Genomic DNA, 25225 nt, shown 5'->3' with positions numbered 1-25225 from the left:
TCCCGCCGCTTCGGTGAGGATGCGGCGGGATCTCAGGGAGATAAAAATAGAGGATGACGACTTATTTTGTCGGCAGCTTAATGTCTTTGAACATTTCTTCAATGTCTTCGTTGGAGCGCAGGGAAATAGCGGTATCAACCACATCACGTGTCAGGTGCGGCGCAAAGCGCTGGATAAAATCGTACATATAGCTGCGCAGGAATGTACTGCGACGGAAACCGATTTTGGTGGTGCTGTAGGTGAAAATATCACTCGCATCCACTGTCACCAGATCCGGATCCTGAACCGGATCCACTGCCATGCTGGCGATGACACCGACGCCCAGCCCCAGGCGGACATAGGTTTTGATGACGTCAGCATCGGTGGCGGTGAATACAATGCGTGGCGTCAGACCGGCGCGGTTAAACGCGGTATCCAGTTCTGAACGGCCAGTGAAGCCGAAGGTATAGGTCACAATCGGATAAGCTGCCAGTTCCTCAATGGTGACTTTCTCTTTACCTGCCAGCGGATGATCAGGCTGAACCACCACGGCACGGTTCCAGTGGTAGCAAGGCAGCATGATCAGATCGTCATACAGATGGAGCGCTTCGGTGGCGATAGCAAAATCCGCATTGCCCTTTGAAACTGCTTCAGCAATCTGCGTCGGCGACCCCTGATGCATATGCAATGAAACGCGCGGATAACGCTCGATAAAGCCTTTAATCACATTCGGTAAGGCATAACGCGCCTGCGTATGCGTCGTCGCGACATACAGCGAACCTTTGTCCGGATAGGTATGCTCACCAGCAACAGCTTTGATCGCATCCACTTTAGACAATACTTCACGGGCAATACGGATGATTTCCTGCCCTGCCGGCGTGACCTGTGTCAGATGTTTACCGCTGCGGGAAAAAATCTGGATCCCGAGTTCATCTTCCAGCATCCGCACTTGTTTGCTGATCCCAGGCTGCGACGTGTACAGGCCTTCTGCCGTCGAACTGACGTTCAGATTGTGATTAACAACCTCTACGATGTAGCGCAGTTGCTGCAATTTCATATCTCATACCACCCTGGTTTCAAACCCTGTCGCCATCCCTGTTCATCCGTTGGCTGAACAGTCTGGAAATGATTTTTTATCGACTACCGGAAGTCTGTGAACGCACCGTTTTTATGCCCCAGACGCATTAACTTATTACTTAAGTGCATAAGAATAAATTTTATATAACAATTATATCCATTATTGGCGTCATGTATACCCGAAGAACATAACGATAATCGAGGACTGTCGCAGACTGATAATAAAAACACGCATAACTCCGCGATGATAGATCTTAATGCAATAAAAAAACCAGTCCGGAAGACTGGTTTTTTACAACTGCTTAACAGCTTAACGTATGACGGCGATAATTATTTTTTGCCTTCGACCCACTTACCGTCGACAAAGAAAGCGGTCCAGCCAGTGGCTTTGCCGTCTTTTTCTGAAGATACATACTGCTGCTTGGTTTTACGGCTGAAACGCACCATTGATTTATTGCCTTCCGGATCGGCCACCGGCGCATCGGCCAGATAGCTGAGTTTTTCCGGCAAGCGGTCTTTGAAGCGCTTCAGTTCTTCCACCAGCGGCGCACGGGTTTCGCGCGATTTAGGGAACGTGTTGGCAGCCAGGAATACCCCTGCCGCACCGTCACGCAGCACGAAATAGGCGTCTGATTTCTCACACGGCAATTCCGGCAGCGGAACCGGATCTTCTTTCGGCGGCGCAACGTCACCGTTTCGCAAAATCTTACGGGTGTTTTTGCATTCGTCATTGGTACAGCCCATGTACTTACCGAAACGTCCCATTTTCAGGTGCATTTCAGAGCCACATTTTTCGCACTCAACAATCGGGCCGTCATAACCCTTGATGCGGAACTCACCCTCTTCGATTTCATAGCCATCACATTCCGGGTTGTTACCACAAACATGCAATTTGCGCTGATTATCGATGAGATAGCTGTCCATCGCCGTGCCGCATTTGACGCAACGACGTTTCGCACGCAGCGCGTTGGCTTCGGCTTCATCACCTTCCAGAATGTTTAGCACTTCGGCATCAGCAATCAGGTTGATGGTGGTTTTGCAGCGCTCTTTCGGCGGCAAGGCGTAACCGGAACAACCGAGGAACACGCCAGTGCTGGCGGTACGGATCCCCATCGGACGTCCGCAGGTCGGGCATTCAATGCTGGTCAACACCATCTGATTCGGGCGCATACCGCCTTCTTCCGGGTCTTTCTCAGCAGTTTCCAGCTGCTTACTGAATTCAGTGAAGAATTCATCCAGAACGGCTTTCCATTCCGCCTTGTTGTTGGCGACCTGATCCAGCCCGTCTTCCATACGTGCGGTGAAATCGTAGTTCATCAATTCACGGAAGTTATCTTCCAGACGATCGGTAACGATTTCCCCCATTTTTTCTGCGTAGAAGCGACGGTTTTCAACGTGAACGTAACCCCTGTCCTGAATGGTCGAAATGATCGACGCATAGGTAGACGGACGGCCAATGCCACGTTTTTCCAGTTCTTTAACCAGAGACGCTTCGCTGAAACGCGCAGGCGGCTTGGTGAAATGCTGGGTGGGCAGCAGTTGTTGCAGCTCCAGATCCGTACCCACTTCGATCGCCGGCAAGGTTCTGTCTTCGTCGCCTTTACGCAACGCCGGCATGACTTTGGTCCAGCCATCAAAACGCAGCGTACGACCTTTGGCGCGCAGAGAGTAATCGCCCGCTTTCACCGTCAGCGTAGTGGAGTCGTACTGAGCCGGTGTCATCTGACAGGCCACAAACTGACGCCAGATTAGCTGATACAGACGTTGAGCATCCGCTTCCATATCTTTCAGTTGTTCTGAAATCACGGCCACGTCAGAAGGACGAATCGCTTCGTGCGCTTCCTGAGAATTCTCTTTATTGCTGTATTGCAGCGGCGCTTTCGGCAGGTATTTATCACCAAAATTCTCGCCAATATAGCCGCGCACCATTTCCACGGCGTCCTGACTCAGGTTAGTGGAGTCCGTACGCATATAGGTAATGTGACCGGCTTCGTAAAGACGCTGGGCCATCATCATGGTTTTCTTCACACCGAAGCTCAGACGCGTACTGGCCGCCTGTTGCAGTGTGGAAGTAATGAAAGGCGCACCCGGCTTGCTGCTGGTCGGTTTGTCTTCACGATCCACCACGGTGTAACGCGCTTTTTCAAGCAGCGAAACGGCCGCGTGAGTTTGTTCTTTATTGACCGGTTTGAACGGTTTTTCGAGATGATGCGTGACTTCCATTTGCAGCGCGGTTTCTTTCTTCGCCAGCAAATCCGCATGCAATTCCCAGTATTCTTCCGGCACGAACGCTTTGATTTCTTTCTCACGCTCGACGACCAGACGCACCGCAACGGACTGAACACGACCTGCGGATAAACCACGGGCAATTTTCTTCCACAGCAGCGGAGAAACCATGTAACCCACCACGCGGTCCATGAAACGACGCGCCTGCTGAGCATTCACACGATCAATATTCAGTTCGCCAGGTTCTTTAAAGGCGTTTTGAATCGCGTTCTTGGTAATTTCGTTAAAAACGACACGGCTGAAACGTTTGTCATCACCACCAATCACTTCCCGCAAATGCCAGGCAATCGCCTCTCCTTCGCGGTCAAGGTCGGTTGCGAGATAGATGTGGTCAGCTTTTTCCGCTAACGCTTTTAACTCAGCAACAACTTTTTCTTTACCCGGAAGTATTTCGTATTGTGCTTCCCAACCGTGATACGGATCGACGCCCATGCGATTAACCAGCGCGGTTTTCTCATCCTTTTTTACTTTTTTCTTTGTTTTTTCTTCGGTTGAGTCGGCGGTCTTTTTAGCAGCGGATCCACTGGTCGGTAAATCACGGATATGACCAACGCTGGACTTAACAACGTAGTCATTTCCTAAATATTTATTAATCGTTTTGGCTTTTGCCGGGGACTCAACTATTACGAGAGCTTTGCCCATAATTACCTTTACCTGAATGATTCTTCATCATCTGAAGAAGATTTTGTCTAGTTATGCCGCGGCACAATATCACGTCTTTTTTTATATTGCGGCAGTGAGTCAGAACGTCAACTGATTTCTTTAAAAGAAGGAGCGAACTGACTTCCAGAGGTTCAAAACACTGATTCTGCGAGGGATTAACCAGACAGGGCTCAGCAGAATGCGCCCATTTTTAAGTCAAATAATGACCAAGCGTAAACAAAACATTCCACCTGAAGCCACAAAATCCCACACTCTACCTGATAAAAATCGTCACGCAAACTAATTAACACGGAAAGGCCCTTTTCGCCAATACGCGCCCGTTTTTTATAGAGACGCTCAAATTATAACCAGAGCGATTAAGCAGATTACCCCCAGCAGATTTGCGGTTTTATCTGCGTCAGGATTACAATAACGTCAGCAATTATAGTGGGGAGTAAATATCATGCACGAAAATACATCGGCAATTAGTCGCGAAGCTTTACTGGTCGAAGCGAATAAGGTTATCCGTGAGCACGAAGATTACATGCATGGAATGCTGGCGACAGAGGTTGAGCAGAAAGGCAATGTGCTGGTTTTCCGCGGGGAGTTTTTCATGGATGAAGACGGTTTACCGACCAGAAAAACCACTGCGGTATTTAATATGTTTAAACACCTGGCTCATCTTTTTTCAGAAAAATACCATCTCGAAGATTGAGATAAAACAATCGCTAATAAAGGTATACACAACCGGTAAACGGCGGGGCTTAATCCGCAGGATTAAAAAGGGACATTCGTCCCTTTTTATTTTATGCCTTGCGAAAAAAATAGATTACAGCAGCGGTTTCTGACTGCGTTGTAACCAGCGCAGGAACAGGCGATCAGCACTCTCTGCCGCGCTGCCGGTGAAACGATCCATCATGCGTTTACGACGACTGTAACGCACTGCAATTACTTCATGATTTTTCATTTCTGCAATCAGTAAATCATCACTGGTACCAATAGCATCAATCAGGCCATTTTCACGCGCCTGGGTACCAAACCAGTGCTCACCGGTGGCTACCGCATCGATGTCCAGCGACGGCCGGTTCTGATGAACAAACTCTTTAAACAGCACATGCGTTTCATTCAGATCTTCACGGAACTTTTCACGGCCTTCTTCGGTATTTTCACCCAGCAACGTCAGGGTACGTTTAAACTCGCCCGCCGTGTGCAACTCAATATCAATGTCATTTCGTTTGAGCAAACGGTTAAAGTTTGGGATCTGCGCCACCACGCCGATCGAACCGATGATGGCAAACGGCGCGGCGACAATCCTGTCCGCCACACAGGCCATCATGTAACCGCCACTGGCTGCGACTTTATCTACCGCGACCGTCAGACGAATACCGCTCTGACGCAGACGCACCAGTTGTGATGCCGCCAGGCCGTAACCGTGCACCACACCGCCCGGGCTTTCGAGACGCAACAACACTTCGTCTTCCGGTGTTGCGACGGCCAGCACCGCCGAGATTTCCTCCCGCAGTGAGGTGACTTCGTGGGCATCCATACTGCCTTTGAAATCGAGTACATACAGGCAAGGTTTGCTTTTCGAACTGCCGGTTTTGGCTTGCAGTTTTTTCTGTTTTGCTTCCGCTTTATCCTTTTTCTTCAGTTCCTTGCTGCGAATTTTAAGTTCGGCAGGGTTCATGCGCGCACTGCGCATTTCACGTTGCATTTCGCGATACTGTTCACCTAAATCGACCAGCTGTAACTCACCTTTGCCGTGAGATTTACGCTGACGGAGGCCGACAAACAACACGACCAGCGCGCCGATGGCGATCACAACGGTCGCGACTTTGGCCAAAAATAGTCCATAAAGAGAAAGTAAATCCACACATACCGCCTTTTCAACGTGGTAATAAAACCGTGGTAAGAAAGATGTTAAACATTCTAAACAATCGCCGCACTGACGTCTTGTTCGAAGATGACATCATGACCCAGACGTAAAACAGAGTGCGTCTGTGTTCCAATTTTGTTACAAAAGAGCTGCCCGCTTTTCGGTTAATCATTGAAACTCATGCTCATTTGAGGCATATAAGCGGTGATTGCACCCGAAAAAGCTAAAATTTTCACCAAAATGCCGGACTCTGGTTGAGCGCAATATCTCCCGTTTCCGCCATTTTTGATATGAAGAGCGCCTGATGTGATGACGTCATTTACCGCCACATCGCCGCCCCCCTTAAGAGGACTGACCGTGCATTATCATCCTAAATCCGATTTGCTCAATAACCGTATCATTCTGGTCACTGGCGCCGGCGACGGCATCGGCCGTGAAGCCGCACTGACGTATGCCCGTTTCGGCGCGCAGGTGATTTTACTGGGCCGTACTGAGAGTAAACTGGCCAGTGTGCAGCAGGAAATTGCCGCACGTAATCTGCGACCAGCTTTCATTTATGCACTGGATTTACAGACCGCCAGTCAGCAGGATTGCCAGCGCGTCGCAGATCAAATCGCTGCATGGGTGCCGCATCTGGACGGCGTTTTGCACAACGCCGGATTGCTGACTGACATCACGCCAATGGCTGAGATTAAGTTGCAGGACTGGATGAACGTCATGCAGGTCAATGTGAACGCCACGTTTATGCTGACTCAGTCGTTACTGCCGCTGATGCTGAAATCTGCCAGTTCTTCGCTGGTGTTCACCACGTCCAGCGTCGGACGCGAAGGCCGCAGCGGCTGGGGTGCTTACGCCGTGTCAAAATTCGCCACCGAAGGTATGATGCAGGTGCTGGCCGAAGAACATAAGCATACCGGTCTGCGCGTCAACTGCATCAATCCTGGCGGCACACGCACCAGCATGCGCGCCTCCGCGTTCCCCGATGAAAACAAAGATAAACTCAAGACACCGGCTGATATTATGCCGCTGTATCTGTATCTGATGGGCGATGACAGCCGCCGTAAAACAGGTATCAGTTTTGATGCCCAGCCAGGGCGCAAAGCCGGTCCGGCAGAATAAATAATCACGGAGTCTCTGATGACTGAAGATCGCCATAAACAGCGCCAGCAAAAGCTGAAAGAACAGGTTGATGCGCGCATTGACGCCGCCAAAGAACAGCGCGGAATACTGATTGTATTTACCGGTAACGGTAAGGGCAAAACCACGGCGGCATTTGGCACGGTGACCCGCGCTGTCGGCCATGGCATGCGCGCGGCAGTGATCCAGTTTATTAAAGGTGAATGGCCTAACGGCGAGAAAAATCTGCTCGAGCCTCATGGCGTGGAATTTCAGGTGATGGCGACCGGTTTTACCTGGGAAACGCAGAATAAAGAAACGGATACCGAAGCCTGCCAGGCTGTCTGGCAGCACGGTAAACGGATGCTGGCTGATGCATCATTAGATCTCGTGGTGCTTGATGAGCTGACGTATATGGTCAGTTTTGGCTATCTGGATTTGCAGGACGTGGTGGATGCGCTGAAAGCCCGTCCCGCGCACCAGACCGTGATTATCACCGGGCGCGGCTGCCATCGTGATCTGCTGGAAATGGCCGATACCGTCAGCGAACTCCGTCCGGTGAAACATGCGTTTGACGCCGGAATTATGGCGCAGCAGGGAATCGACTGGTAACGCCCTGCTTTTACTTTTAAAGCGCTATCTGACACTCCGCCAGCGTCGCCATTTCGTTATGGACAGCACAGGCAGCATCAATCAGCGGTAACGCCAGCGCCGCGCCGCTGCCCTCGCCCAGTCGTAAATTCAGATCGAAATACGGTTGCAGGCCCAGCGCTTCAAGCGCCAGCGTTGCGCCCTGCTCTGCTGAAATATGCGAAGGGATAAGATAGGGTTTCAGCGCAGGAGCTAACTGACACGCCGCCAGCGCCGACGCGTAAGAAAGGAAGCCATCCAGCACCAGCGGAATCCCCGCCGCCGCCGCGCCAATCATCGCACCCGCCATGGCTACCAGTTCGAATCCCCCGACTTTCGCCATCACATCCAGTGCATCTGACGGATCCGGCTGATTTACCGCAATGGCTTTTTCGACCACGCTGATTTTATGCGCCAGTCTGTCCGGCGGAAGATTCGCACCCAGCCCGACGGTTTGCGCTGGCGCAGCGCCGGTCTGCACCGCCACCATCGCCGCCGCCGGCGTGGTGTTTGCCATCCCGAGCTCACCGACAGCCAGCAGGGATAAACCGTTTTCAGCTTTCGCGATCACCCGTTCCGCACACCAGATCAGTAAAGATTCCGCCTGTTCGCGCGTCATCGCCGGGCCGGTGGCAATATTGCCTGTTCCCTGCGCAACTTTGTGATTCAGCGTACCGGGAATATCCGGCCCAATGATTCCGCAGTCAATCAGCGTCACCTGCGCCCCGGCTACCCGAGCCAGCACAGAAACCCCGGCTTTGCCCTGCACGATGTTCACCGCCTGAATCGCCGTTACCTCCTGCGGGGAGGGTGTGACGCCTTCCTGCCATACGCCATGATCGGCCGCCATCACCAGCACTTCTTTGCTCGGAAAATGCAAAGGCTGATCACCCCGGATGGATGACAGCTGAATCGCCAGTTGTTCCAGGCGGCCAAGACTGCCTAAAGGTTTTACCAGACTGTCGAGCCGCGCAGCAGCCGTTTGTGCGGCCTGTGCATCGGGTTCAGCAATCTGACGGATAATATTGGCCAGAGAAGCCATCGGGTTGTCCTTACCAGTTTAAAAGTTAAATACCGCTGTCATTAAAACGCTGAATGACACAAGCGCCGGGGCTGAGATCAATTTCAAACAGGCAGCCTTGCTTAAATGGAAAACGCCACATGTCAGCCGGTGCCAGTTTCAGCATCATCGCCAGCAGCAGGCTGAGTGAACCCTGATGCGCGACTATTGCCAGCCTGCTTTCCTGCGGACGCAAATGCAACTGCTGCAACGCCTGCCGGATACGCTGAGTGAAATCTGTAAATGACTCACCTTGCGGTACGTCGGCCTTTTGCCAGTCCTGACACCAGGCCTGATAGCCTTCTGCCTGCGAGGCTTCGAGTTCTTTGTGATGACGCATTTCCCACTCGCCAAACCCCATTTCCTGCAACAGCGGCTGAGTTTCCATTGCCAGTTCGCGCCCGTAAGCAATAATGCCCGCCGTATCGCGGCTGCGGCGCATATCCGTGTGAATCAGTGCATCAAGCGAAGTAGAAGCCAGCTGACGCGCCACATGCTGCGCCTGTCGCTCACCCTCGGCGGTCAGCGCAATGTCGCTGCTGCCGCAAAAAACGCCGTTAACGTTAGCCTGAGTTTGTCCGTGCCGTATCAGATACAGTTTCATAATTTTGTCCCTTGTCTCAGTGCCATAACAGGAAAAACAGAAAGACCAGTTCACTCACTTCACATGCCGCGCCCAGCGTATCGCCGGTCTGGCCGCCAATGCGCGTGGCGACAAAACGCCGGAAACCGAGAACAAACAGCAACGTCACCAGTAATGCAAATAGGGAGAATAACCCGCCGATGAGCAGCACCAGCGTTGCCATCAACAGTAATGTGATACCAAAGCGCCCTTCGCTGATCTTACCAATAAACAAATTGCCCATTCCCGACTCGCGGGCATAAGCCTGACGGTACATCATCACCGCCATCATGCTCCGTCCGACAACCGGCGTGACGATAAGAAACGCCAGCACCGGCAATCCGTCGGCGTTCATCTGATAAACCAGTGCGGTTCGTAACAGAACAGCCACAATCAGCGCCAGCGCGCCGTTGGTGCCGATCCGGCTGTCGCGCATAATCTCGAGAATACGCTCCCGGCTGCGCACCGAAAATAAACCGTCGCAACTGTCGGCCAGCCCGTCGAGATGTAAACCGCCGGTCAGCATAATATGTGCAATGACAACGGCAATCACCGCCGGAAGCACACCGATATGCGGCATTAAAATCTGCCACACCAGCGCGGTCAGTAAACCGATAACCAGCCCGACCAGCGGAAAACAGACAATGCCGCGTGCATACTCTTTCAGTTCAATGCCATCGCACCAGCGATCCCTGACCGGGATGCGGGTGAGAAACTGCAATGTCGCGAGAAACAGCCGCCATAAAGCCATAATAAACACCCTGTTCTGAGTCGTTTTATTCCGATGTTTTCACCGGTACCGGAATGCCGGATACGATCAGGTACACATCATCCGCCGCGGCAGCCAGTTGCTGATTCACCCGCCCCGCAATATCACGAAAACGCCGCGCCAGCAGGTTATCCGGCACAATGCCCATCCCCACTTCGTTAGTGACAATAATCACTTCAGATTCAGGATGTTGCGCAGCTTCCATCAGTTTCGTGGTTTGCGCAAAAATATGCTGTTCTATTGCGTCAAAATCCATGTGTTCCGGCGGCGTTTCACCGGCCAGATCAAACAGAAGATTGGTAATCAACGTCGTGATGCACTCGATAATAATGGTCGGAAACTGCGCCTGATGCGCGAGTACGACATCCCCCAGATCACGATAGCTTTCAAACGTATGCCAGTGAGCCGGACGTTGTTGCTGGTGATAACGGATGCGATCCGCCATTTCGGCATCAGTAACGACCGAGGTGGCGATATACAGCACCTCGCCGCCACGTTTCTCTGCTATCTGCTCAGCAAAATGGCTTTTACCACTGCGGGCACCTCCGGTGATTAGCATCATAATCAGCTCCTTGCGTTGTATTACTGAAGAGTATTCATGAACAGGGTGGATGCAGAATAATGTTATGCCCTGAATTTTGAGCAAAAAAAACCGCAGTCACTGACTGCGGTTTATGAGCATAGACGCAAGTGCCTCGCTTGTCAGCGATTAACCCCGTTTTGCCGGGCCGGTAGTGCGGCGCGTCGGTGCAACCTGAGTATGGCGCTTCACAGCACGACGGATCTGGTTGGCTTTTACGCGACGACGATCACGCTCAACCGGCAGTTTGCTGACAGTTTCTTCCGTCATGTCGACCAGTGTGCGCAGATAGTTGATGTCTGGCAGATCCAGCTCTTTATAGCCACCGCGAGGCAGGCCTTTAGGCAGATTCAGATCACCGTAACGCACGCGGATCAGACGGCTTACCTGTACGCCAACAGCTTCCCACAGACGACGAACTTCGCGGTTACGTCCTTCTGTCAGGGTCACGTTGTACCACTGGTTCAAACCTTCACCGCCCTGGAATTTGATCGAGCGGAACGCCGCAGGACCGTCTTCCAGCTGCACGCCACGGCTCAGTTGTTTAATTTTTTCATCATCAACCTGACCGAAAACACGTACGGCATATTCACGCTCAACTTCACGACTCGGGTGCATCAGGCGATTAGCCAGTTCACCGTCGGTGGTGAATAACAGCAGGCCTGACGTGTTAACGTCCAGACGACCTACGGCGATCCAGCGGGAACCGCGCATTTTTGGCAGACGGTCAAAGACGGTCGGACGGCCTTCCGGATCATTGCGTGTACACAACTCGCCTTCAGGCTTGTAGTACGCCAGTACGCGGCAAACGGTGTCCTGAGATTCCATCACTGACAGAACGTGTCCATCAAGACGAATTTTGGTGCCGCCGGTAACTTCCACGCGGTCGCCCAGCGTAGAAATTTTACCGTCAACGCTGACGCGGCCAGCCTGGATCATCGCTTCAACTTCACGACGTGAACCATGACCTGCGCGGGCGAGGACTTTTTGCAGTTTTTCGCTTTGACCTTCGGTGCTGTCCAGTGCGTTCTTCGGCTTCTGGTATTTCACTTCTTCTTCGTCACCGTTTTCATCAAACAGTGCTTCAGCTTTAGGTTTGGTTCCGCGAGGTTTCAACGTACGTGGCTTTTCACCGCGTGCATGTTCCGGACGACCCGGTTTGCCGCTGCGTGCTTTTTCTATACGTGAATTGTCGATACGGGATTCAGAACGCGAATCGCTGCGGCCTGCGTCAGAACGTGGTTTGTCTGAACGTGGCTTGTCGCTGCGTGGTTTGTCAGTACGTGGCTTTTCGCCGCGCTTTTCAGCCCGCGACGGTTCCGGACGGCTTTTTGCTGCGCCGGAATTCCTGCCACTTTTTGGCTTGTCACCAGATGGACGTGACGCTTTGGATTTGTCGCTGGTGTGCTTCTGGGAATTATACTTCTCGCTCATTGAGCAGCCTCATTTGTCGCCTTCACAGGCGTCGGGGGGAGCCGGCAGCATGACCTGATTTGTCATCTGCCCGCAAAAATTCAGTTATTGCGTATCATTACAATGACTTAGAAAAAAGTCAGCCTGCCATTATACACATTTATATGCAATTTGTATCCTGCAAAAAACGTTGCAGTCCGGTTATTTTTCAAACAAGCCTCAGAGGAACGGTGTCGGATCGCCCGCGCCTTCACGCACTACTTCGGGCGCAGCCTCTGTCAGATCAACCACCGTGGTAGGCTGCTGACCAATAGACCCGCCATCAATCACCAGATCCACCACCTTGCCCAAATGATCTTTGATATCTTCCGGATCGGATTCTGCAAAGTCATTGCCCGGCAGCATCAGCGTGGTCGACATCAGCGGCTCGCCCAGCGCCTCCAGCAAGGCAATCGCAATCGGATTGGACGGCACGCGCAGGCCGATCGTTTTACGTTTCTCGCTCATCAGACGGCGCGGCACTTCTTTGGTCGCTTTCAGGATGAACGTGTAATTGCCCGGCGTGTTGTTTTTCATCAGGCGGAAAGCTGCGTTATCCACATAGGCGTAAGTCGACAGCTCAGACAAATCACGGCACACCAGGGTGAAGTTATGGTTGCTGTCCAGCTGACGAATCCGGCAAATACGCTCCATGGCGTTTTTCTCTTCCAGACGGCAACCCAGTGCATAACCGGAATCTGTCGGATACACGATAACCTGGCCTTTGCGCAGCAATTCTACGGCCTGATTAATCAGGCGGGGCTGCGGGTTTTCCGGATGAATATAAAAATATTGACTCATTTTTCCCTCTTAATTCTTCTTCTGCGGTCGGGCTTCAGACCGGTTCAATTTCAGGCTGTTTCCCGGCGACCGGCCAGTGTTGCCATACCGGTTCTACGCCTGCGGGAAGCCAAAGTTTGCGCCCCAGCTCAATCCACGAACAAGGCTGATGGAAATCAGATCCCTGTGAGGCGAGCAACTGATAATCACGGGCGTAAGCCGCCAGTTGTGCACGCTCATTGGGTGCCTGCTGACATTGCGCGACTTCCATCGCGTCGCCGCCCTGTTCAGCAAAGAACGCCAGTAAGCGTTTCAGCCATTTTGTGGACAGTTCATAACGTCCCGGATGGGCGACAACCGCCTGTCCGCCAGACTGATGAATTGCATCAATCGCTTGTTCTATTGTACACCACTGTGGCGGAACGTAGCCGGTCTTGCCCTTGGCGAGGTATTTTTTGAATACCTGCGCAATGTTGTCAGCCGCGCCGAATTCCACCAGATAACGGGCAAAATGTGCACGGGTGACGGCTCCGCCATCGGCCAGACGTAACGCACCTTCCCACGCGCCTTCGATGCGCGCTTTCGCCAGACGACGGCCCATTTCCTGCGCACGCTGCTGACGCAAATCGGCCTGCACTTTCAGTAATTCCACCATCGCCGGATGCCCCGGGTCGATACCCAGCCCGACAATATGGATCTCATGATTTTCCCACAGCGTAGAAATCTCGACACCGTTTACCAGTTGCAGTGGCAGCTGATTGTCAGCAATCGCCCGCGCCGCCCGCGCCAGCCCTTCCGTGCTGTCGTGATCGGTGATCGCCAGCACGCCGACACGCATTTCTACTGCACGCGCCACCAGCGCTTCCGGTGTTAAATAGCCGTCAGATGCCGTGGTATGGCTGTGGAGATCGTAAAGGGTAAATGCGTTGCGGGTTATCTGGTCGTCTGCTGAAGGCGAAGTGTTTGTTGGTAAAGTCATCGTCACGTAGGGAATTAACCTGTTTCTGAATGCAGCACATATCATAACGCGTTAGTGAGTTGCACGTTAGGGATGATTTCACCCGGCCGTTACGCACTGTTACAGTGCTATAACAACAGTGTTTGCACAACGTCGCCGCACCAAAGGGGGAAATTGCGCTAAAAGAGGGTTGACTTTACATCCCTGAACTAGTTTACTAGTACGCAAGTTCACGGAATAACTCAGCAATGAACACCGAGACAAACCGATTCAGAAAGCTTACGTTTTAAAAACGATAGCTTCATAAACAAACAAGAGTGTCTGATGATGAAAACTTACATGATGGCGGTTCTCAGCTGGTGGCGTACTTCCCCTTGTCGGGCGGAGTAATCACGCATAGCTGTCATCAGACGCTGCAAGATTTCCGAAGCCCGCATAATGCGGGCTTTTTTGTGGCCGTCTAATTTGAAATCCGTTTAATACAAACGTTGAGAAAATTTCAGGAAGCAAAATGACTATTCAGAAACCACGTTTAGAATTGCTGACCGCAGAAGGATGTTACCGCGGCGACCCGACGGCCATTTTCCATCAGTTGTGCGGCGCCCGTCCGGCGACCCTGCTGCTGGAGTCCTCCGAAGTGACCAGCAAAGAAAACCTGAAGAGCCTGTTGATTGTCGACAGCGCCCTGCGCATCACGGCGCTGGGTTCCCGGGTTTCGATTCAGGCACTCACGCCAAACGGCGCGTCATTACTCTCACTGATTGACGCCGCGTTACCGGCTGAAATTCGTAACGACGTGCGTCCGAATGGCCGCGAGCTGAGTTTCCCGTCCATCGACCAGATGCAGGATGAAGACGCCCGCCTGCGTTCGCGTTCCGTGTTTGATGCGTTGCGCAGCATCCTGACCTCAGTTGAAGCGCCTGCCGATGAGCGCGAAGCGATGTTCCTCGGAGGCCTGTTTGCCTACGATCTGGTCGCCGGTTTTGAAGATTTACCGGCATTAGAGTCTGACCAGCGTTGCCCGGATTTCTGCTTCTATCTGGCAGAAACTCTGCTGGTACTCGACCATCAGAACCGTTCATGCCGTTTGCAGGCTAGCCTGTTTACGCCGTCGCCGGAAGAGAAACAGCGTCTGCAAGCCCGCCTTGAACAACTGCAGCACCAGTTACAGCTACCGCCGCACGCCATTCCGCACCAGAGCGTGCCGGAAATGCAACTGAGCGTAAATCAGAGCGATGAAGAGTTTGGTGCAGTGGTAGAGAAGATGAAAGTGGCGATCCGCGCCGGTGAAATTTTCCAGGTGGTGCCTTCACGCCGTTTCTCATTGCCGTGCCCTGCTCCGCTGGCCGCTTACGAAACGCTGAAAAATAACAACCCAAGCCCGTATATGTTCTTCATGCAGGATAACGATTTCACGTTGTTCGGCGCGTCGCCGGAAAGTGCGCTGAAATACGACGCGACAAACCGTCAGATTGAAATCTATCCGATTGCCGGTACACGCCCTCGCGGTCGCCGTGCTGACGGTTCACTGGATTTGGATCTCGACAGCCGTATCGAACTGGAAATGCGGACTGACCATAAAGAGCTGGCCGAACATCTGATGTTGGTGGATTTGGCGCGTAACGATCTGGCGCGTATCTGTGAGCCGGGCAGCCGTTACGTGGCGGACCTGACTAAAGTTGACCGCTATTCCTTCGTGATGCATCTGGTGTCCCGCGTGGTTGGCACGCTGCGTCATGACCTCGACGTACTGCACGCTTATCAGGCCGTGATGAACATGGGCACACTGACCGGCGCACCGAAAGTGCGCGCCATGCAGCTGATTTCTGCCTCCGAGCAAACCCGTCGCGGAAGCTACGGCGGCGCAGTGGGTTACTTCACCGCTCACGGTGATTTAGATACCTGCATCGTGATCCGCTCCGCCTATGTCGAAGACGGCATCGCCACCGTACAGGCTGGCGGCGGCGTGGTGCTCGATTCCGTTCCGCAAGCCGAAGCCGACGAAACCCGTAATAAAGCCCGTGCAGTGCTGCGTGCCATCGCCACCGCCCATAATGCGAAAGAGGTATTTTAAGATGGCCGATATCTTACTCATCGATAACGTCGATTCCTTTACATACAACCTCGTCGATCAGTTGCGCTCGAGCGGACATAACGTGGTGATTTATCGCAATCAGATCCCGGCTGACGTCATTATTGAAAAACTCAGCCAGCTGGAAAAACCGGTGCTGGTGCTTTCTCCGGGACCGGGTACGCCGTCCGAAGCCGGTTGCATGCCTGAGCTGCTCAAACGCCTGCGCGGTCAGTTGCCGATTATCGGTATCTGCCTCGGTCATCAGGCAATTGTGGAAACCTACGGCGGTTTCGTCGGCCAGGCCGGTGAAATCCTGCACGGCAAAGCCTCTTCTATTACGCATGACAACGAAGCGATGTTTGCCGGTATGAACAATCCGCTGCCGGTGGCGCGTTATCACTCGCTGGTCGGCAGCCAGATCCCTGAAGGACTGACCGTCAACGCCCGCTACGGCGATATGGTGATGGCAGTACGTCACGAAGAAGATCGCGTCTGCGGTTTCCAGTTCCATCCGGAATCCATTCTAACTTCACAGGGCGCCCGTCTGCTTGAGCAGACACTGGCCTGGGCTTTGGCGTAAGGAGAACTGTCATGCAAACGCAAACTATTCCCGGCATTCTCGACAATCTGTTCCGCGCTCAGACAATGACGCAGGAAGAAAGCCAGCAGCTATTTACCGCCATCGTGAATGGCGAACTGGAACCGGCGCAACTGGCCGGTGCATTAATCAGCATGAAAGTGCGCGGTGAGCAACCGGCTGAAATCGCCGGCGCCGCCAAAGCATTGCTGGCACACGCCGAGCCGTTCCCGCGTCCTGACTATCCGTTTGCGGACATTGTCGGCACCGGCGGCGACGGCACCAACAGCATCAATATTTCCACCGCCAGCGCCTTTGTAGCGGCGGCGTGTGGGGCACGGGTGGCAAAACACGGCAACCGCAGCGTGTCCAGCCGTTCGGGCTCATCGGATTTACTGGCTGCTTTTGGCATCCGTCTGGATATGCCTGCGGAAGAATCCCGGGCCGCGCTTGATGATCTGGGTGTGTGTTTCCTGTTCGCGCCGCAATACCACACCGGTTTCCGCCATGCGATGCCGGTGCGTAAATCGCTGAAAACCCGCACGCTGTTTAACGTGCTCGGGCCGCTGATCAACCCGGCACGTCCTCCGCTGGCACTGATTGGCGTGTACAGCCCCGAACTGGTGCAGCCGATTGCAGAAACATTGCGGGCACTGGGTTATGAGCGTGCGGCAGTGGTTCACGGCGGCGGCATGGATGAAGTGGCGATCCACGCGGCAACGCAGGTTGCGGAGCTGAAAGACGGTCAAATAACCAGTTATGAACTGACGCCACAGGACTTCGGTATGGATAATTATCCGATAGAATCCCTGCTGGGTGGCGAGCCGGAAGAAAACCGTGACATTCTGGCACGCTTATTACAAGGTAAAGGAGATCCGGCCCATGAAGCCGCAGTGGCCGTTAATGTGGCGATGTTACTGCGTCTGTTCGGTCAGGAAGATTTAAAGCAAAATGCACAACAGGCTTTGGCCGTCATGCGTAGCGGTGAACCCTACCAGCGCGTGGTGGCATTGGCAGCAAGAGGATAAGTGATGCAGCAGGAAACCGTGCTCCACAAAATTGTTCGCGATAAAGAAATTTGGGTCGCGGCACGTAAAGATCAGCAACCGCTGGCCAGCTTTCAGAACGACATAACTCAGAGCCAGCGCAGTTTCTACCATGCCCTGCAAGGGGCAAGAACGGCCTTTATTCTGGAGTGCAAACAAGCGTCTCCGTCGAAAGGCAAGATCCGCGATAACTTTGATCCGGTAGAAATCGCCAGCGTTTATAAAGACTACGCTTCCGCCATCTCCGTATTAACGGACGAAAAATACTTCCAGGGCAGTTTTGATTTTCTGCCGCTGGTGAGCAAAACCGTCACACAGCCTGTGCTGTGCAAAGATTTTATTATCGACCCGTATCAGATCCATCTGGCCCGTTTCTATCAGGCTGATGCGATTTTGCTGATGCTGTCAGTGCTCGATGACGATCAGTACGTTCAGCTCGCCGCAGTTGCTCACAGCCTTAACATGGGCGTGCTGACGGAGGCCAGTAATGAAGAAGAACTGGATCGCGCCGTTAAACTGAAAGCCAAAGTCGTCGGTATCAATAACCGCGATTTGCGCGATTTGTCTATCGACCTGAACCGCACCCGTGAGCTGGCACCGCGCGTACCGCATGGCGTCACGGTCATCAGTGAATCAGGTATTAATACTTACGGACAAATCCGTGAACTGAGCCGCTTCGCCAATGGCTTCCTGATCGGCAGTGCGCTGATGTCGGAACAAGACCTGAGCAGTGCCGTTCGTCGGGTGCTGCTCGGTGAAAACAAGGTCTGTGGCCTGACCCGCGCTCAGGATGCCAAAGCCGCGCACGAAGCTGGCGCTATTTATGGCGGACTGATTTTCGTCGACACCTCACCGCGCTTTGTGACCCACACGCTGGCGAAAGAAGTACAAAACGGTGCACCGCTGAAGTATGTCGGCGTGTTCCGGGATGAAGAAATCACCACAGTGGCCCAGACGGCTCAGACATTAAACCTGGCCGCCGTGCAGCTTCATGGCGACGAAGATCAGGTTTATATCGATGCCCTGCGCACAGCCTTGCCGCAAACGGTTCAGATCTGGAAAGCGCTGAGCGTCAAAGAAACATTGCCAGCGCGCGACCTGAATCACGTGGATCGTTACGTCCTGGACAACGGCAAAGGGGGCACGGGTCACCGGTTCGACTGGAGCAAACTGGCCGGTCAGGATTTGAGCAACACCTTACTCGCTGGTGGACTGAGCGCAGATAACTGCGTCGAAGCCGCACAACTCGGTTGCGCAGGCCTGGATTTCAACTCCGGTGTTGAAAGCGAGCCGGGCATCAAAGATGCCGGGAAAATTAATGCCGTATTCCAGACATTGCGGGCGTATTAAGCCGCACGCAATGACGCAAAAATTGACAGACAGGACGCGATAACATGACTTTACTTAATCCCTACTTTGGCGAATTTGGCGGCCAGTATGTCCCGCAAATTCTGATGCCAGCGCTGGCTCAGCTGGAAGAAGCTTTTGTCAGCGCACAGCGCGACCCTGAGTTTCAGGCCGAATTCATTGATTTACTGAAAAACTACGCAGGCCGCCCGACAGCGCTGACGTTGTGTAAAAACCTGACCGCAGGCACCAAAACCAAGCTGTACCTTAAGCGTGAAGATTTGCTGCACGGCGGCGCGCACAAAACTAACCAGGTGTTGGGTCAGGCATTACTGGCCAAACGCATGGGCAAAACTGAAATCATCGCCGAAACCGGCGCGGGTCAGCACGGCGTGGCATCGGCACTGGCCTGTGCGCTGCTCGGCCTGAAATGCCGCATTTATATGGGCGCAAAAGACATTGAGCGTCAGTCGCCAAACGTGTTCCGTATGCGTCTGATGGGGGCTGAAGTGATTCCGGTTCACAGCGGTTCTTCCACGCTGAAAGATGCCTGTAATGAAGCGCTGCGTGACTGGTCTGGCAGCTATGAAAAAGCCCACTACATGCTGGGCACGGCAGCAGGCCCGCATCCGTATCCGACCATCGTGCGTGAATTCCAGCGTATGATCGGCGAAGAAACCAAAGTGCAGATGCAGGAACGCGAAGGCTGCCTGCCGGATGCGGTGATTGCCTGCGTCGGCGGCGGCTCCAATGCGATCGGTATGTTTGCGGATTTCATCGACGATACCAGCGTGAAGCTGATTGGCGTTGAACCGGGTGGTCTGGGCATTGAAACCGGACAACACGGCGCGCCGCTCAAACACGGTCACGTCGGTATTTACTTCGGCATGAAAGCACCGATGATGCAGACCTCTGAAGGTCAGATTGAAGAATCCTACTCGATTTCAGCCGGTCTGGATTTCCCGTCCGTCGGCCCGCAACACGCGTTCCTCAACAGTATTGGTCGTGCAGAATATGTGTCGATTACCGATGATGAAGCGCTGGATGCCTTTAAAGAATTGTCCCGCCATGAAGGGATTATTCCTGCACTGGAATCCTCTCATGCGCTGGCTTACGCGCTGAAACTGATCAAGGAAACACCAGAGAAAGAACAAATCCTGGTCGTGAATTTGTCAGGTCGCGGCGACAAAGACATTTTCACCGTACACGACATCCTGACTGCCCGGGGAGAGATTTAATGGAACGTTATCAGCAATTATTCAAGCGTCTGGAAAGCAAAAAAGAAGGCGCATTTGTTCCTTTTGTCACGCTGGGCGATCCGGGCGTTGAGCTGTCACTGTCCATCATCGATACGCTGATTGAAGCCGGTGCCGACGCACTGGAACTGGGTGTGCCGTTCTCCGATCCTCTGGCCGATGGCCCGACCATTCAGAATGCAAACCTGCGTGCTTTTGCTGCGGGTGTGACGCCAACGCAATGCTTCAACATGCTGGCCCGTATTCGCGAAAAGCATCCGGATATTCCGATTGGCCTGCTGATGTATGCCAACCTGGTGTTCCACAATGGTATTGAAACCTTCTATCAGCGTTGCGCTGAAGTGGGCGTCGATTCGGTGCTGGTTGCCGATGTGCCGTTTGAAGAATCTGCGCCATTCCGTGCGGCCGCGTTACGCCACGGCATCGCTCCTATCTTCATCTGTCCGCCAAATGCCTCTGACGATTTGCTGCGTGAGATTTCGTCTCATGGCCGCGGATACACTTACTTGCTGTCACGTGCAGGCGTGACAGGCACTGAAAAACGCGCGCTGACGCCGCTGAATCACTTGGTTGATAAGTTACGTGAATACAATGCCGCGCCACCCTTGCAGGGCTTTGGTATTTCCGAACCTTCACAGGTGAAAGAAACGCTGGCCGCAGGCGCAGCCGGTGCTATTTCCGGTTCAGCTACGGTGCGTATCATCGAAAACAATCAGCATCAGCCTTCTGAAATGCTGGCTCAGCTTTCCCGCTTTGTCAGTGAAATGAAGGCCGCGACCCGCGCTTAACCCTCTCTCAGACAGAACCTCAGTCATACAGTGACTAAGGTTCTGTTTCTTTTAATTTCTTACTTTTTTTTACCCCGCTTAATTTGTATTACCCATTTCAATAATCCAAACTAAAATTACTCTGCAGATCAATGATACTGTATGAGAGAGATATCATCTGCTCAGCTAACATGTTGTTTCTTTTGGTTTTATAACAAATCATGGAGTGTTATTTTATGAAGCTATTCAAAACATTGTCCGCATTCTGCATGGCAGCGGTTGTGGTCCTGGCTGTTGCCGCTTGTGCGCCGACCAAAAAATCAGAAGGAACCGGTGGTTACATCGATGACACTGTCGTCACCACAAAAGTAAAATCTGCCCTGCTGGCAGATAAGAGTATTAAATCCACTGAGATCAGTGTCGAGACCTTTAAAGGCCGCGTACAGTTGAGTGGTTTTGTGACGTCAACAGCAGATGCAAACCGTGCAGTTGAAGTGACTCGCGGCGTAGCCGGTGTGCGTTCAATTGAGAATGATATGCGACTGAAATAATCAGGAATGTAGCAAACTGAAAATCTAAGAGGCGCCGAAGCGCCTAATGCCGGTCACTTAAGGAAATGAGGCCCGTGAATTTGGGCCTTCGATGAAGAAAAATAGCGCTATAAGCCTGATTCCTTCATTATCCTTTGAAGCACAAAAATGAATTTGTATTCATAAAAATGCTTAAGTGACCGGCATTAGCCGAAGCGCCTCTTTTTTTGGACCGTCTTTCCGGAAATCAGAAACGATAGCCGGCGCCAAACATAAAGACCCATGGGTCGATCCGGGTGTTGATGTTTTGCTGCTCACCACCAGCTTTGAATTTGACTTCCGTATCAATATCCATCCACCAGACAGACATGTTAATTAACCAGTTATCGTCCAGGTTGTAATCCAGACCAGCCTGCGTTGCCACACCCCAGGAATCTTTGACGCTTAAATCAGACAGCCCGGCATCACGCCCGGTCTGGTTGAAATCCGCGTCATAAAATGTGGTGTAGTTGATACCTACTCCGAGGTACGGACGCAATTTGTCCTGACGGTCACCAAAGTAATATTGCGCCATCAGAGACGGCGGTAATTGTTTCACTTCTGCGATAGTCCCGGTACTTTGCAGACCGACTTTGTGCTGGAACGGCGTGGCTGCAAGCAACTCCATCCCGATATTGTCAGTGAACATGTAACCGAGGGTTAATCCCATCTGCGTGTTGTTATTGATATTAAATGAACCCAGACCCAGCACGTTGTCCGAGCCTTCTGTCGGACGAACCGTGGCTGTCCCTACGCGAAAAATCACATCCCCTGCCTGATGTGCGCTCGAGACTGCCGGAAATGCCGCTGCTGCCACTAATGCCCAATATGCTGCTTTCATTGTCCCTTCCCTTTGTGTGGATTAGTTATCAACTGCGCGAATGATACCTACTCTTTGGTATGGTTTGATCAATGCGGGATCACATCTTTAAAACAAAAAGTAAGAAAATGCATCTTCCGCAAAGCGATCTAAATCTATAAAAACAAAGGAATTGATCTGCATCAAAAATGAGGAGATTTTGTTGTTTTGTTAACAGGTGATATTTCAGTTGCTAAAAAAAATGGTGCTGCGTAATTTGCATACTCATAGTTAGTTTTGGTTTGGTGCCGTAAGGAGTCGGTAACTTCCAAGATGGGCGAAATTAACAATCCTTGTATGACCTGTGGCGCATGCTGCGCTTATTTCCGCGTTTCATTTTATTGGGCTGAATCTGAAGAGGCTGGCGGCTGTGTTCCGCAGGCACTGACAGAGCAAGTCACCCCTTTTCTGAGTTGCATGCAAGGCACGAACAGTAAAACGCCGCGCTGTGTTGCCCTGGAGGGTGAAGTGGGACATGCGGTTTCCTGTTCTGTTTATCTCAACCGTCCGACACCGTGCCGCGAATTCGATCAGTCAGGGTTGAATGGCATCGGCAATGCCGCCTGCGATCGTGCCCGTGCGAAGTATGGCCTGCCCCCTCTGGATGTAAATTTACCGACGATTGATCTCAGCCACCTCAGTTGCGTTTAAGCAGAGATTGATCGACGGGTCTGACAGGAAATCAGCGCAAAACTATCGGCGGAGGGTATTTAAAGGGTACAATCCCCGCCTTATTGATTTTTGCTTTTTGCCAAGGAGCGTCCATGTCTATCACGGCCAGTACGTTGTACCGTGACAGTTATAATTTTATGCGTAATCAGATGAGTAGCGTTTTGGCGCTCTCGGTTCTGGCCGCATTAATCACCGTCATATTAAGCTGGGTTTTAAGTCCTTCATCTGAGCAGGTCGAGGCCATCGGGCAACTGATGAGTAACATGACCGGCATGAGCGTCGGCGATATGATGGGATATATTGAGCAGCAGATTACTCCGGAGCAGCAAAGCGCGATTTTCCGTTACAGCCTGGCCGCTCTGCTGTCAACGCTCGCCGGAAACGTTATTCTGGTCGGCGGCGTTCTGACGTTGATCCAACTGATTTCTCAGGGCGTTCGCGCCAGTATCACGCAAATTTTGAGTGCGTCATTGCCGGTGTTGCCACGTCTGGCCATTTTGCTGTTTATTTACAGCATCATGTTCCGTATCGGTCTGGCGCTGCTGTTTGTTCCGGCATTCCTGATTGCGATTGCCTGGTCAATGTCACCGGTTATTTCCTGTAAAGAGAATGCCGGCGTGTTCAAAGCAATGCGCCTGAGCACCCGCCTGGCCTTCAGCAATGTGCGTCTGGTCGCCCCGGCCGTGATGCTGTGGATTGTGGCGCAGGTGGTGCTGATGCTGTTTGTTGGCGTACTGAGTGCGCTGAATCCGATGATTGGTGCAGTGATCCTCGGCGCAGTGAGCAACCTGATCAGCGCCTTTATGCTGATTTATCTGTTCCGTCTTTACATGAAATTACATGCATAATATAGACATAACTTTTTCAGGGGCGCTCCGGCGCCCTTTTCTTTTGTCCGCGAAATGATTCCGGTATAGTCATCCCATACATAAAACATGGAATGAAGTATGAAGCAGCTCCTCGATTTTCTTCCCCTGATTGTCTTTTTTGTGGTTTATAAGCTTTACGATATTTTTGTCGCATCAGGCGCGTTAATTGCGGCCACCGCGTTAGCGTTAGTGATTACCTGGATTCTGTATCGCAAAATCGAGAAGATGACGTTAATCACCTTCGCGATGGTCGCTGTTTTCGGCACCCTGACACTGGTTTTCCATAATGACGAATTCATTAAATGGAAAGTGACAGTTATTTATATGCTGTTCTCCGGTGCATTACTGATCAGCCAGCTGGTTCTGAAAAAGCCGTTAATCCAGCGTATGTTGGGTAAAGAGCTGACATTGCCGGATCACGTATGGAATAAACTGAACGTCAGCTGGGCCATCTTTTTCCTGCTGTGCGGACTGGCCAATATCTATGTGGCCTTTTGGTTACCGCAGAATATCTGGGTTAACTTCAAGGTATTTGGCCTGACCGCACTGACGCTGGTATTCACCCTGTTGAGTGGCGTCTATATTTACCGGCATATGCCGGATGACGAAAAAAAATAAGCATTCTTCTGCACGGGCCTTTCTTTGAAAGGCCTTACTTTTTCAAATTGTTGAACTGTGTGAAGCCTATCGTATGAACGAAAAACATAGCTTACCCAATGGTGAAATGGTGTTGCGTACGCTGGCGATGCCAGCTGACACCAATGCGAATGGCGACATCTTTGGCGGATGGCTGATGTCGCAGATGGATATGGGCGGGGCGATTCAGGCGAAAGAAATCGCCAAAGGTCGCGTAGTGACCGTACGCGTTGACGGCATGACGTTTCTTAAACCCGTGGCTGTCGGGGATGTGGTGTGCTGCTACGCACGCTGTATTCGTACCGGTAATAGCTCGATCACCATCAACGTGGAAGTGTGGGTGAAGAAAGTCTCTTCTGAGCCCATCGGACAGCGTTACAGGGCCACTGAAGCGGTGTTTACGTATGTTGCTGTAGATGATGAAGGGAAATCGCGCCAGCTGCCTGATGGTCGCAGTAATTTCAGCGTCGATTCCGACGGTGTCTCTCAGGACTAAGCCGGTTCTGTATGATGGGAAGTAAAAGGCTGGAAGTAAAAAGGTCGCCTTCATGGCTAATGCCGGTCACTTAAGGTGACCGGCATTGTTTTTTAAGGGATACTTCGACCTTTTTTCTCTCACTTCCCTGACATATTCACGCTCACGTCTCGAGGGCAGTTTTAGCATCGCTGCGTTGCTGTAAAAATGCTTCAGATGACCCGGGATGGCTCCCGCTGATGCCCACGGCA

24 protein-coding genes, 2 pseudogenes and 1 other annotated feature are annotated in these 25225 nt (G+C 52.3%); of the genes and pseudogenes, 13 read left to right on the top strand and 13 right to left on the bottom strand.

Going from position 1 to position 25225, the window contains the following annotated elements; translation table 11 throughout:
* Nucleotides 1-61: 61 nt before the first annotated feature.
* Both cysB and topA read right to left on the bottom strand, forming a co-directional pair.
* On the bottom strand, nucleotides 62-1036 hold the full coding sequence (cysB, locus tag AACU55_RS08965; protein WP_013575911.1) for an HTH-type transcriptional regulator CysB: 975 nt from the start codon (nucleotides 1034-1036) through the stop codon (nucleotides 62-64).
* Between the two features lie 350 nt (nucleotides 1037-1386).
* Nucleotides 1387-3984 carry a type I DNA topoisomerase gene (gene topA / locus AACU55_RS08960; protein WP_013575912.1) on the bottom strand — a complete coding sequence of 866 codons (2598 nt, stop codon included), beginning with the start codon at nucleotides 3982-3984 and terminating at the stop codon, nucleotides 1387-1389.
* 463 nt (nucleotides 3985-4447) lie between these two features.
* On the opposite strand from topA, the gene AACU55_RS08955 reads away from it, so the two are divergent.
* The gene (locus tag AACU55_RS08955; protein ID WP_013575913.1) at nucleotides 4448-4699 is read left to right on the top strand and encodes a YciN family protein; all 252 of its coding nucleotides are present in this window, start codon (nucleotides 4448-4450) and stop codon (nucleotides 4697-4699) included.
* 114 nt (nucleotides 4700-4813) lie between these two features.
* On the opposite strand, the gene sohB is transcribed toward AACU55_RS08955, so the two are convergent.
* On the bottom strand, nucleotides 4814-5857 hold the full coding sequence (gene sohB, locus AACU55_RS08950; RefSeq protein WP_134706847.1) for a protease SohB: 1044 nt from the start codon (nucleotides 5855-5857) through the stop codon (nucleotides 4814-4816).
* A 167-nt stretch (nucleotides 5858-6024) separates the two neighbouring features.
* Nucleotides 6025-6189: a hypothetical protein gene (locus AACU55_RS08945; RefSeq protein WP_339382229.1), complete on the bottom strand. Its 165-nt coding sequence runs from the start codon at nucleotides 6187-6189 to the stop codon at nucleotides 6025-6027.
* A 28-nt stretch (nucleotides 6190-6217) separates the two neighbouring features.
* Here AACU55_RS08945 and AACU55_RS08940 point away from each other — a divergent pair, with 28 nt between their 5' ends.
* Nucleotides 6218-6979, top strand: coding sequence for a YciK family oxidoreductase (locus AACU55_RS08940; RefSeq protein ID WP_015690068.1), 762 nt, complete (start codon nucleotides 6218-6220; stop codon nucleotides 6977-6979).
* An 18-nt stretch (nucleotides 6980-6997) separates the two neighbouring features.
* Nucleotides 6998-7588 (top strand): cob(I)yrinic acid a,c-diamide adenosyltransferase, encoded by a 591-nt coding sequence (gene cobO, locus AACU55_RS08935; protein ID WP_013575916.1) that lies wholly within the window; start codon nucleotides 6998-7000, stop codon nucleotides 7586-7588.
* 16 nt (nucleotides 7589-7604) lie between these two features.
* Here cobO and cobT read toward each other — a convergent pair whose 3' ends face one another.
* From cobT to rnm, 7 genes are all read right to left on the bottom strand, one after another.
* On the bottom strand, nucleotides 7605-8648 hold the full coding sequence (cobT, locus tag AACU55_RS08930; RefSeq protein ID WP_134706846.1) for a nicotinate-nucleotide--dimethylbenzimidazole phosphoribosyltransferase: 1044 nt from the start codon (nucleotides 8646-8648) through the stop codon (nucleotides 7605-7607).
* Nucleotides 8649-8673: 25 nt separating this feature from the next.
* The gene (gene cobC / locus AACU55_RS08925; RefSeq protein WP_134706845.1) at nucleotides 8674-9270 is read right to left on the bottom strand and encodes an alpha-ribazole phosphatase; all 597 of its coding nucleotides are present in this window, start codon (nucleotides 9268-9270) and stop codon (nucleotides 8674-8676) included.
* Between the two features lie 16 nt (nucleotides 9271-9286).
* Nucleotides 9287-10039, bottom strand: a complete 753-nt coding sequence (gene cobS / locus AACU55_RS08920) for an adenosylcobinamide-GDP ribazoletransferase (protein ID WP_134706844.1) — start codon at nucleotides 10037-10039, stop codon at nucleotides 9287-9289.
* Between the two features lie 25 nt (nucleotides 10040-10064).
* Complete coding sequence (gene cobU / locus AACU55_RS08915) at nucleotides 10065-10619, bottom strand: bifunctional adenosylcobinamide kinase/adenosylcobinamide-phosphate guanylyltransferase (protein ID WP_013575920.1); 555 nt, start codon at nucleotides 10617-10619, stop codon at nucleotides 10065-10067.
* Nucleotides 10620-10766: 147 nt separating this feature from the next.
* Nucleotides 10767-11687 carry a 23S rRNA pseudouridine(2605) synthase RluB gene (gene rluB / locus AACU55_RS08910; protein WP_223509797.1) on the bottom strand — a complete coding sequence of 307 codons (921 nt, stop codon included), beginning with the start codon at nucleotides 11685-11687 and terminating at the stop codon, nucleotides 10767-10769.
* A 582-nt stretch (nucleotides 11688-12269) separates the two neighbouring features.
* Nucleotides 12270-12890 (bottom strand): L-threonylcarbamoyladenylate synthase, encoded by a 621-nt coding sequence (locus AACU55_RS08905; protein WP_013575922.1) that lies wholly within the window; start codon nucleotides 12888-12890, stop codon nucleotides 12270-12272.
* Nucleotides 12891-12924: 34 nt separating this feature from the next.
* Nucleotides 12925-13848: an RNase RNM gene (rnm, locus tag AACU55_RS08900; RefSeq protein ID WP_013575923.1), complete on the bottom strand. Its 924-nt coding sequence runs from the start codon at nucleotides 13846-13848 to the stop codon at nucleotides 12925-12927.
* Between the two features lie 330 nt (nucleotides 13849-14178).
* Nucleotides 14179-14281 (top strand) — a sequence feature (Trp leader region).
* Nucleotides 14282-14338: 57 nt separating this feature from the next.
* Here rnm and AACU55_RS08895 point away from each other — a divergent pair.
* The 6 genes and pseudogenes from AACU55_RS08895 (at nucleotide 14339) to AACU55_RS08870 (ending at nucleotide 21445) form a co-directional block, all read left to right on the top strand.
* A complete protein-coding gene (locus tag AACU55_RS08895; RefSeq protein ID WP_037034474.1) occupies nucleotides 14339-15901 on the top strand; it encodes an anthranilate synthase component 1 in 1563 nt (520 codons plus the stop codon).
* Nucleotide 15902: 1 nt separating this feature from the next.
* Nucleotides 15903-17506: pseudogene (trpD, locus tag AACU55_RS08890) on the top strand (bifunctional anthranilate synthase glutamate amidotransferase component TrpG/anthranilate phosphoribosyltransferase TrpD).
* A 3-nt stretch (nucleotides 17507-17509) separates the two neighbouring features.
* Nucleotides 17510-18874, top strand: coding sequence for a bifunctional indole-3-glycerol-phosphate synthase TrpC/phosphoribosylanthranilate isomerase TrpF (trpCF, locus tag AACU55_RS08885; RefSeq protein ID WP_037034476.1), 1365 nt, complete (start codon nucleotides 17510-17512; stop codon nucleotides 18872-18874).
* A gap of 44 nt (nucleotides 18875-18918) precedes the next feature.
* On the top strand, nucleotides 18919-20109 hold the full coding sequence (trpB, locus tag AACU55_RS08880) for a tryptophan synthase subunit beta (RefSeq protein ID WP_037034478.1): 1191 nt from the start codon (nucleotides 18919-18921) through the stop codon (nucleotides 20107-20109).
* Nucleotides 20109-20915 (top strand): tryptophan synthase subunit alpha, encoded by an 807-nt coding sequence (gene trpA / locus AACU55_RS08875; RefSeq protein WP_013575929.1) that lies wholly within the window; start codon nucleotides 20109-20111, stop codon nucleotides 20913-20915. Before trpB ends, trpA begins: the two co-directional genes overlap by 1 nt.
* 215 nt (nucleotides 20916-21130) lie before the next feature.
* A complete protein-coding gene (locus tag AACU55_RS08870) occupies nucleotides 21131-21445 on the top strand; it encodes a BON domain-containing protein (RefSeq protein ID WP_013575930.1) in 315 nt (104 codons plus the stop codon).
* Nucleotides 21446-21671: 226 nt separating this feature from the next.
* On the opposite strand, the gene ompW is transcribed toward AACU55_RS08870, so the two are convergent.
* Nucleotides 21672-22304 (bottom strand): outer membrane protein OmpW, encoded by a 633-nt coding sequence (gene ompW, locus AACU55_RS08865; protein WP_013575931.1) that lies wholly within the window; start codon nucleotides 22302-22304, stop codon nucleotides 21672-21674.
* Between the two features lie 291 nt (nucleotides 22305-22595).
* Here ompW and AACU55_RS08860 point away from each other — a divergent pair, with 291 nt between their 5' ends.
* The 4 genes from AACU55_RS08860 (at nucleotide 22596) to yciA (ending at nucleotide 24995) form a co-directional block, all read left to right on the top strand.
* Nucleotides 22596-22973 (top strand): YkgJ family cysteine cluster protein, encoded by a 378-nt coding sequence (locus AACU55_RS08860; RefSeq protein WP_013575932.1) that lies wholly within the window; start codon nucleotides 22596-22598, stop codon nucleotides 22971-22973.
* A gap of 113 nt (nucleotides 22974-23086) precedes the next feature.
* Entirely contained in the window at nucleotides 23087-23842 is a 756-nt protein-coding gene (locus AACU55_RS08855; RefSeq protein WP_013575933.1) for a YciC family protein, read from the top strand.
* Nucleotides 23843-23941: 99 nt separating this feature from the next.
* Nucleotides 23942-24481: a septation protein A gene (locus AACU55_RS08850; protein WP_013575934.1), complete on the top strand. Its 540-nt coding sequence runs from the start codon at nucleotides 23942-23944 to the stop codon at nucleotides 24479-24481.
* Nucleotides 24482-24554: 73 nt separating this feature from the next.
* Entirely contained in the window at nucleotides 24555-24995 is a 441-nt protein-coding gene (gene yciA / locus AACU55_RS08845; protein ID WP_013575935.1) for an acyl-CoA thioester hydrolase YciA, read from the top strand.
* 66 nt (nucleotides 24996-25061) lie between these two features.
* Here yciA and AACU55_RS08840 read toward each other — a convergent pair.
* Nucleotides 25062-25225, bottom strand: a pseudogene (locus tag AACU55_RS08840) (IS4 family transposase); the annotation flags it as partial.

Origin of the sequence: Rahnella sp. CJA17(1/100) (assembly GCF_963881615.1) — a bacterium.
Lineage (GTDB): Bacteria > Pseudomonadota > Gammaproteobacteria > Enterobacterales > Enterobacteriaceae > Rahnella > Rahnella aceris.
This window is presented reverse-complemented; position numbering and strand designations above follow the sequence as displayed.

What these genes read in the sequence shown, in the direction of transcription:
- cysB (WP_013575911.1), bottom strand. Translation starts at nt 1,036, where the DNA reads ATGAAATTGCAGCAACTGCGCTACATCGTAGAGGTTGTTAATCACAAT.
- topA (WP_013575912.1), bottom strand. Translation starts at nt 3,984, where the DNA reads ATGGGCAAAGCTCTCGTAATAGTTGAGTCCCCGGCAAAAGCCAAAACG.
- AACU55_RS08955 (WP_013575913.1), top strand. Translation starts at nt 4,448, where the DNA reads ATGCACGAAAATACATCGGCAATTAGTCGCGAAGCTTTACTGGTCGAA.
- cobO (WP_013575916.1), top strand. Translation starts at nt 6,998, where the DNA reads ATGACTGAAGATCGCCATAAACAGCGCCAGCAAAAGCTGAAAGAACAG.
- cobT (WP_134706846.1), bottom strand. Translation starts at nt 8,648, where the DNA reads ATGGCTTCTCTGGCCAATATTATCCGTCAGATTGCTGAACCCGATGCA.
- cobC (WP_134706845.1), bottom strand. Translation starts at nt 9,270, where the DNA reads ATGAAACTGTATCTGATACGGCACGGACAAACTCAGGCTAACGTTAAC.
- cobS (WP_134706844.1), bottom strand. Translation starts at nt 10,039, where the DNA reads ATGGCTTTATGGCGGCTGTTTCTCGCGACATTGCAGTTTCTCACCCGC.
- cobU (WP_013575920.1), bottom strand. Translation starts at nt 10,619, where the DNA reads ATGATGCTAATCACCGGAGGTGCCCGCAGTGGTAAAAGCCATTTTGCT.
- AACU55_RS08905 (WP_013575922.1), bottom strand. Translation starts at nt 12,890, where the DNA reads ATGAGTCAATATTTTTATATTCATCCGGAAAACCCGCAGCCCCGCCTG.
- rnm (WP_013575923.1), bottom strand. Translation starts at nt 13,848, where the DNA reads ATGACTTTACCAACAAACACTTCGCCTTCAGCAGACGACCAGATAACC.
- AACU55_RS08895 (WP_037034474.1), top strand. Translation starts at nt 14,339, where the DNA reads ATGACTATTCAGAAACCACGTTTAGAATTGCTGACCGCAGAAGGATGT.
- trpCF (WP_037034476.1), top strand. Translation starts at nt 17,510, where the DNA reads ATGCAGCAGGAAACCGTGCTCCACAAAATTGTTCGCGATAAAGAAATT.
- trpB (WP_037034478.1), top strand. Translation starts at nt 18,919, where the DNA reads ATGACTTTACTTAATCCCTACTTTGGCGAATTTGGCGGCCAGTATGTC.
- trpA (WP_013575929.1), top strand. Translation starts at nt 20,109, where the DNA reads ATGGAACGTTATCAGCAATTATTCAAGCGTCTGGAAAGCAAAAAAGAA.
- AACU55_RS08870 (WP_013575930.1), top strand. Translation starts at nt 21,131, where the DNA reads ATGAAGCTATTCAAAACATTGTCCGCATTCTGCATGGCAGCGGTTGTG.
- ompW (WP_013575931.1), bottom strand. Translation starts at nt 22,304, where the DNA reads ATGAAAGCAGCATATTGGGCATTAGTGGCAGCAGCGGCATTTCCGGCA.
- AACU55_RS08860 (WP_013575932.1), top strand. Translation starts at nt 22,596, where the DNA reads ATGGGCGAAATTAACAATCCTTGTATGACCTGTGGCGCATGCTGCGCT.
- AACU55_RS08855 (WP_013575933.1), top strand. Translation starts at nt 23,087, where the DNA reads ATGTCTATCACGGCCAGTACGTTGTACCGTGACAGTTATAATTTTATG.
- AACU55_RS08850 (WP_013575934.1), top strand. Translation starts at nt 23,942, where the DNA reads ATGAAGCAGCTCCTCGATTTTCTTCCCCTGATTGTCTTTTTTGTGGTT.
- yciA (WP_013575935.1), top strand. Translation starts at nt 24,555, where the DNA reads ATGAACGAAAAACATAGCTTACCCAATGGTGAAATGGTGTTGCGTACG.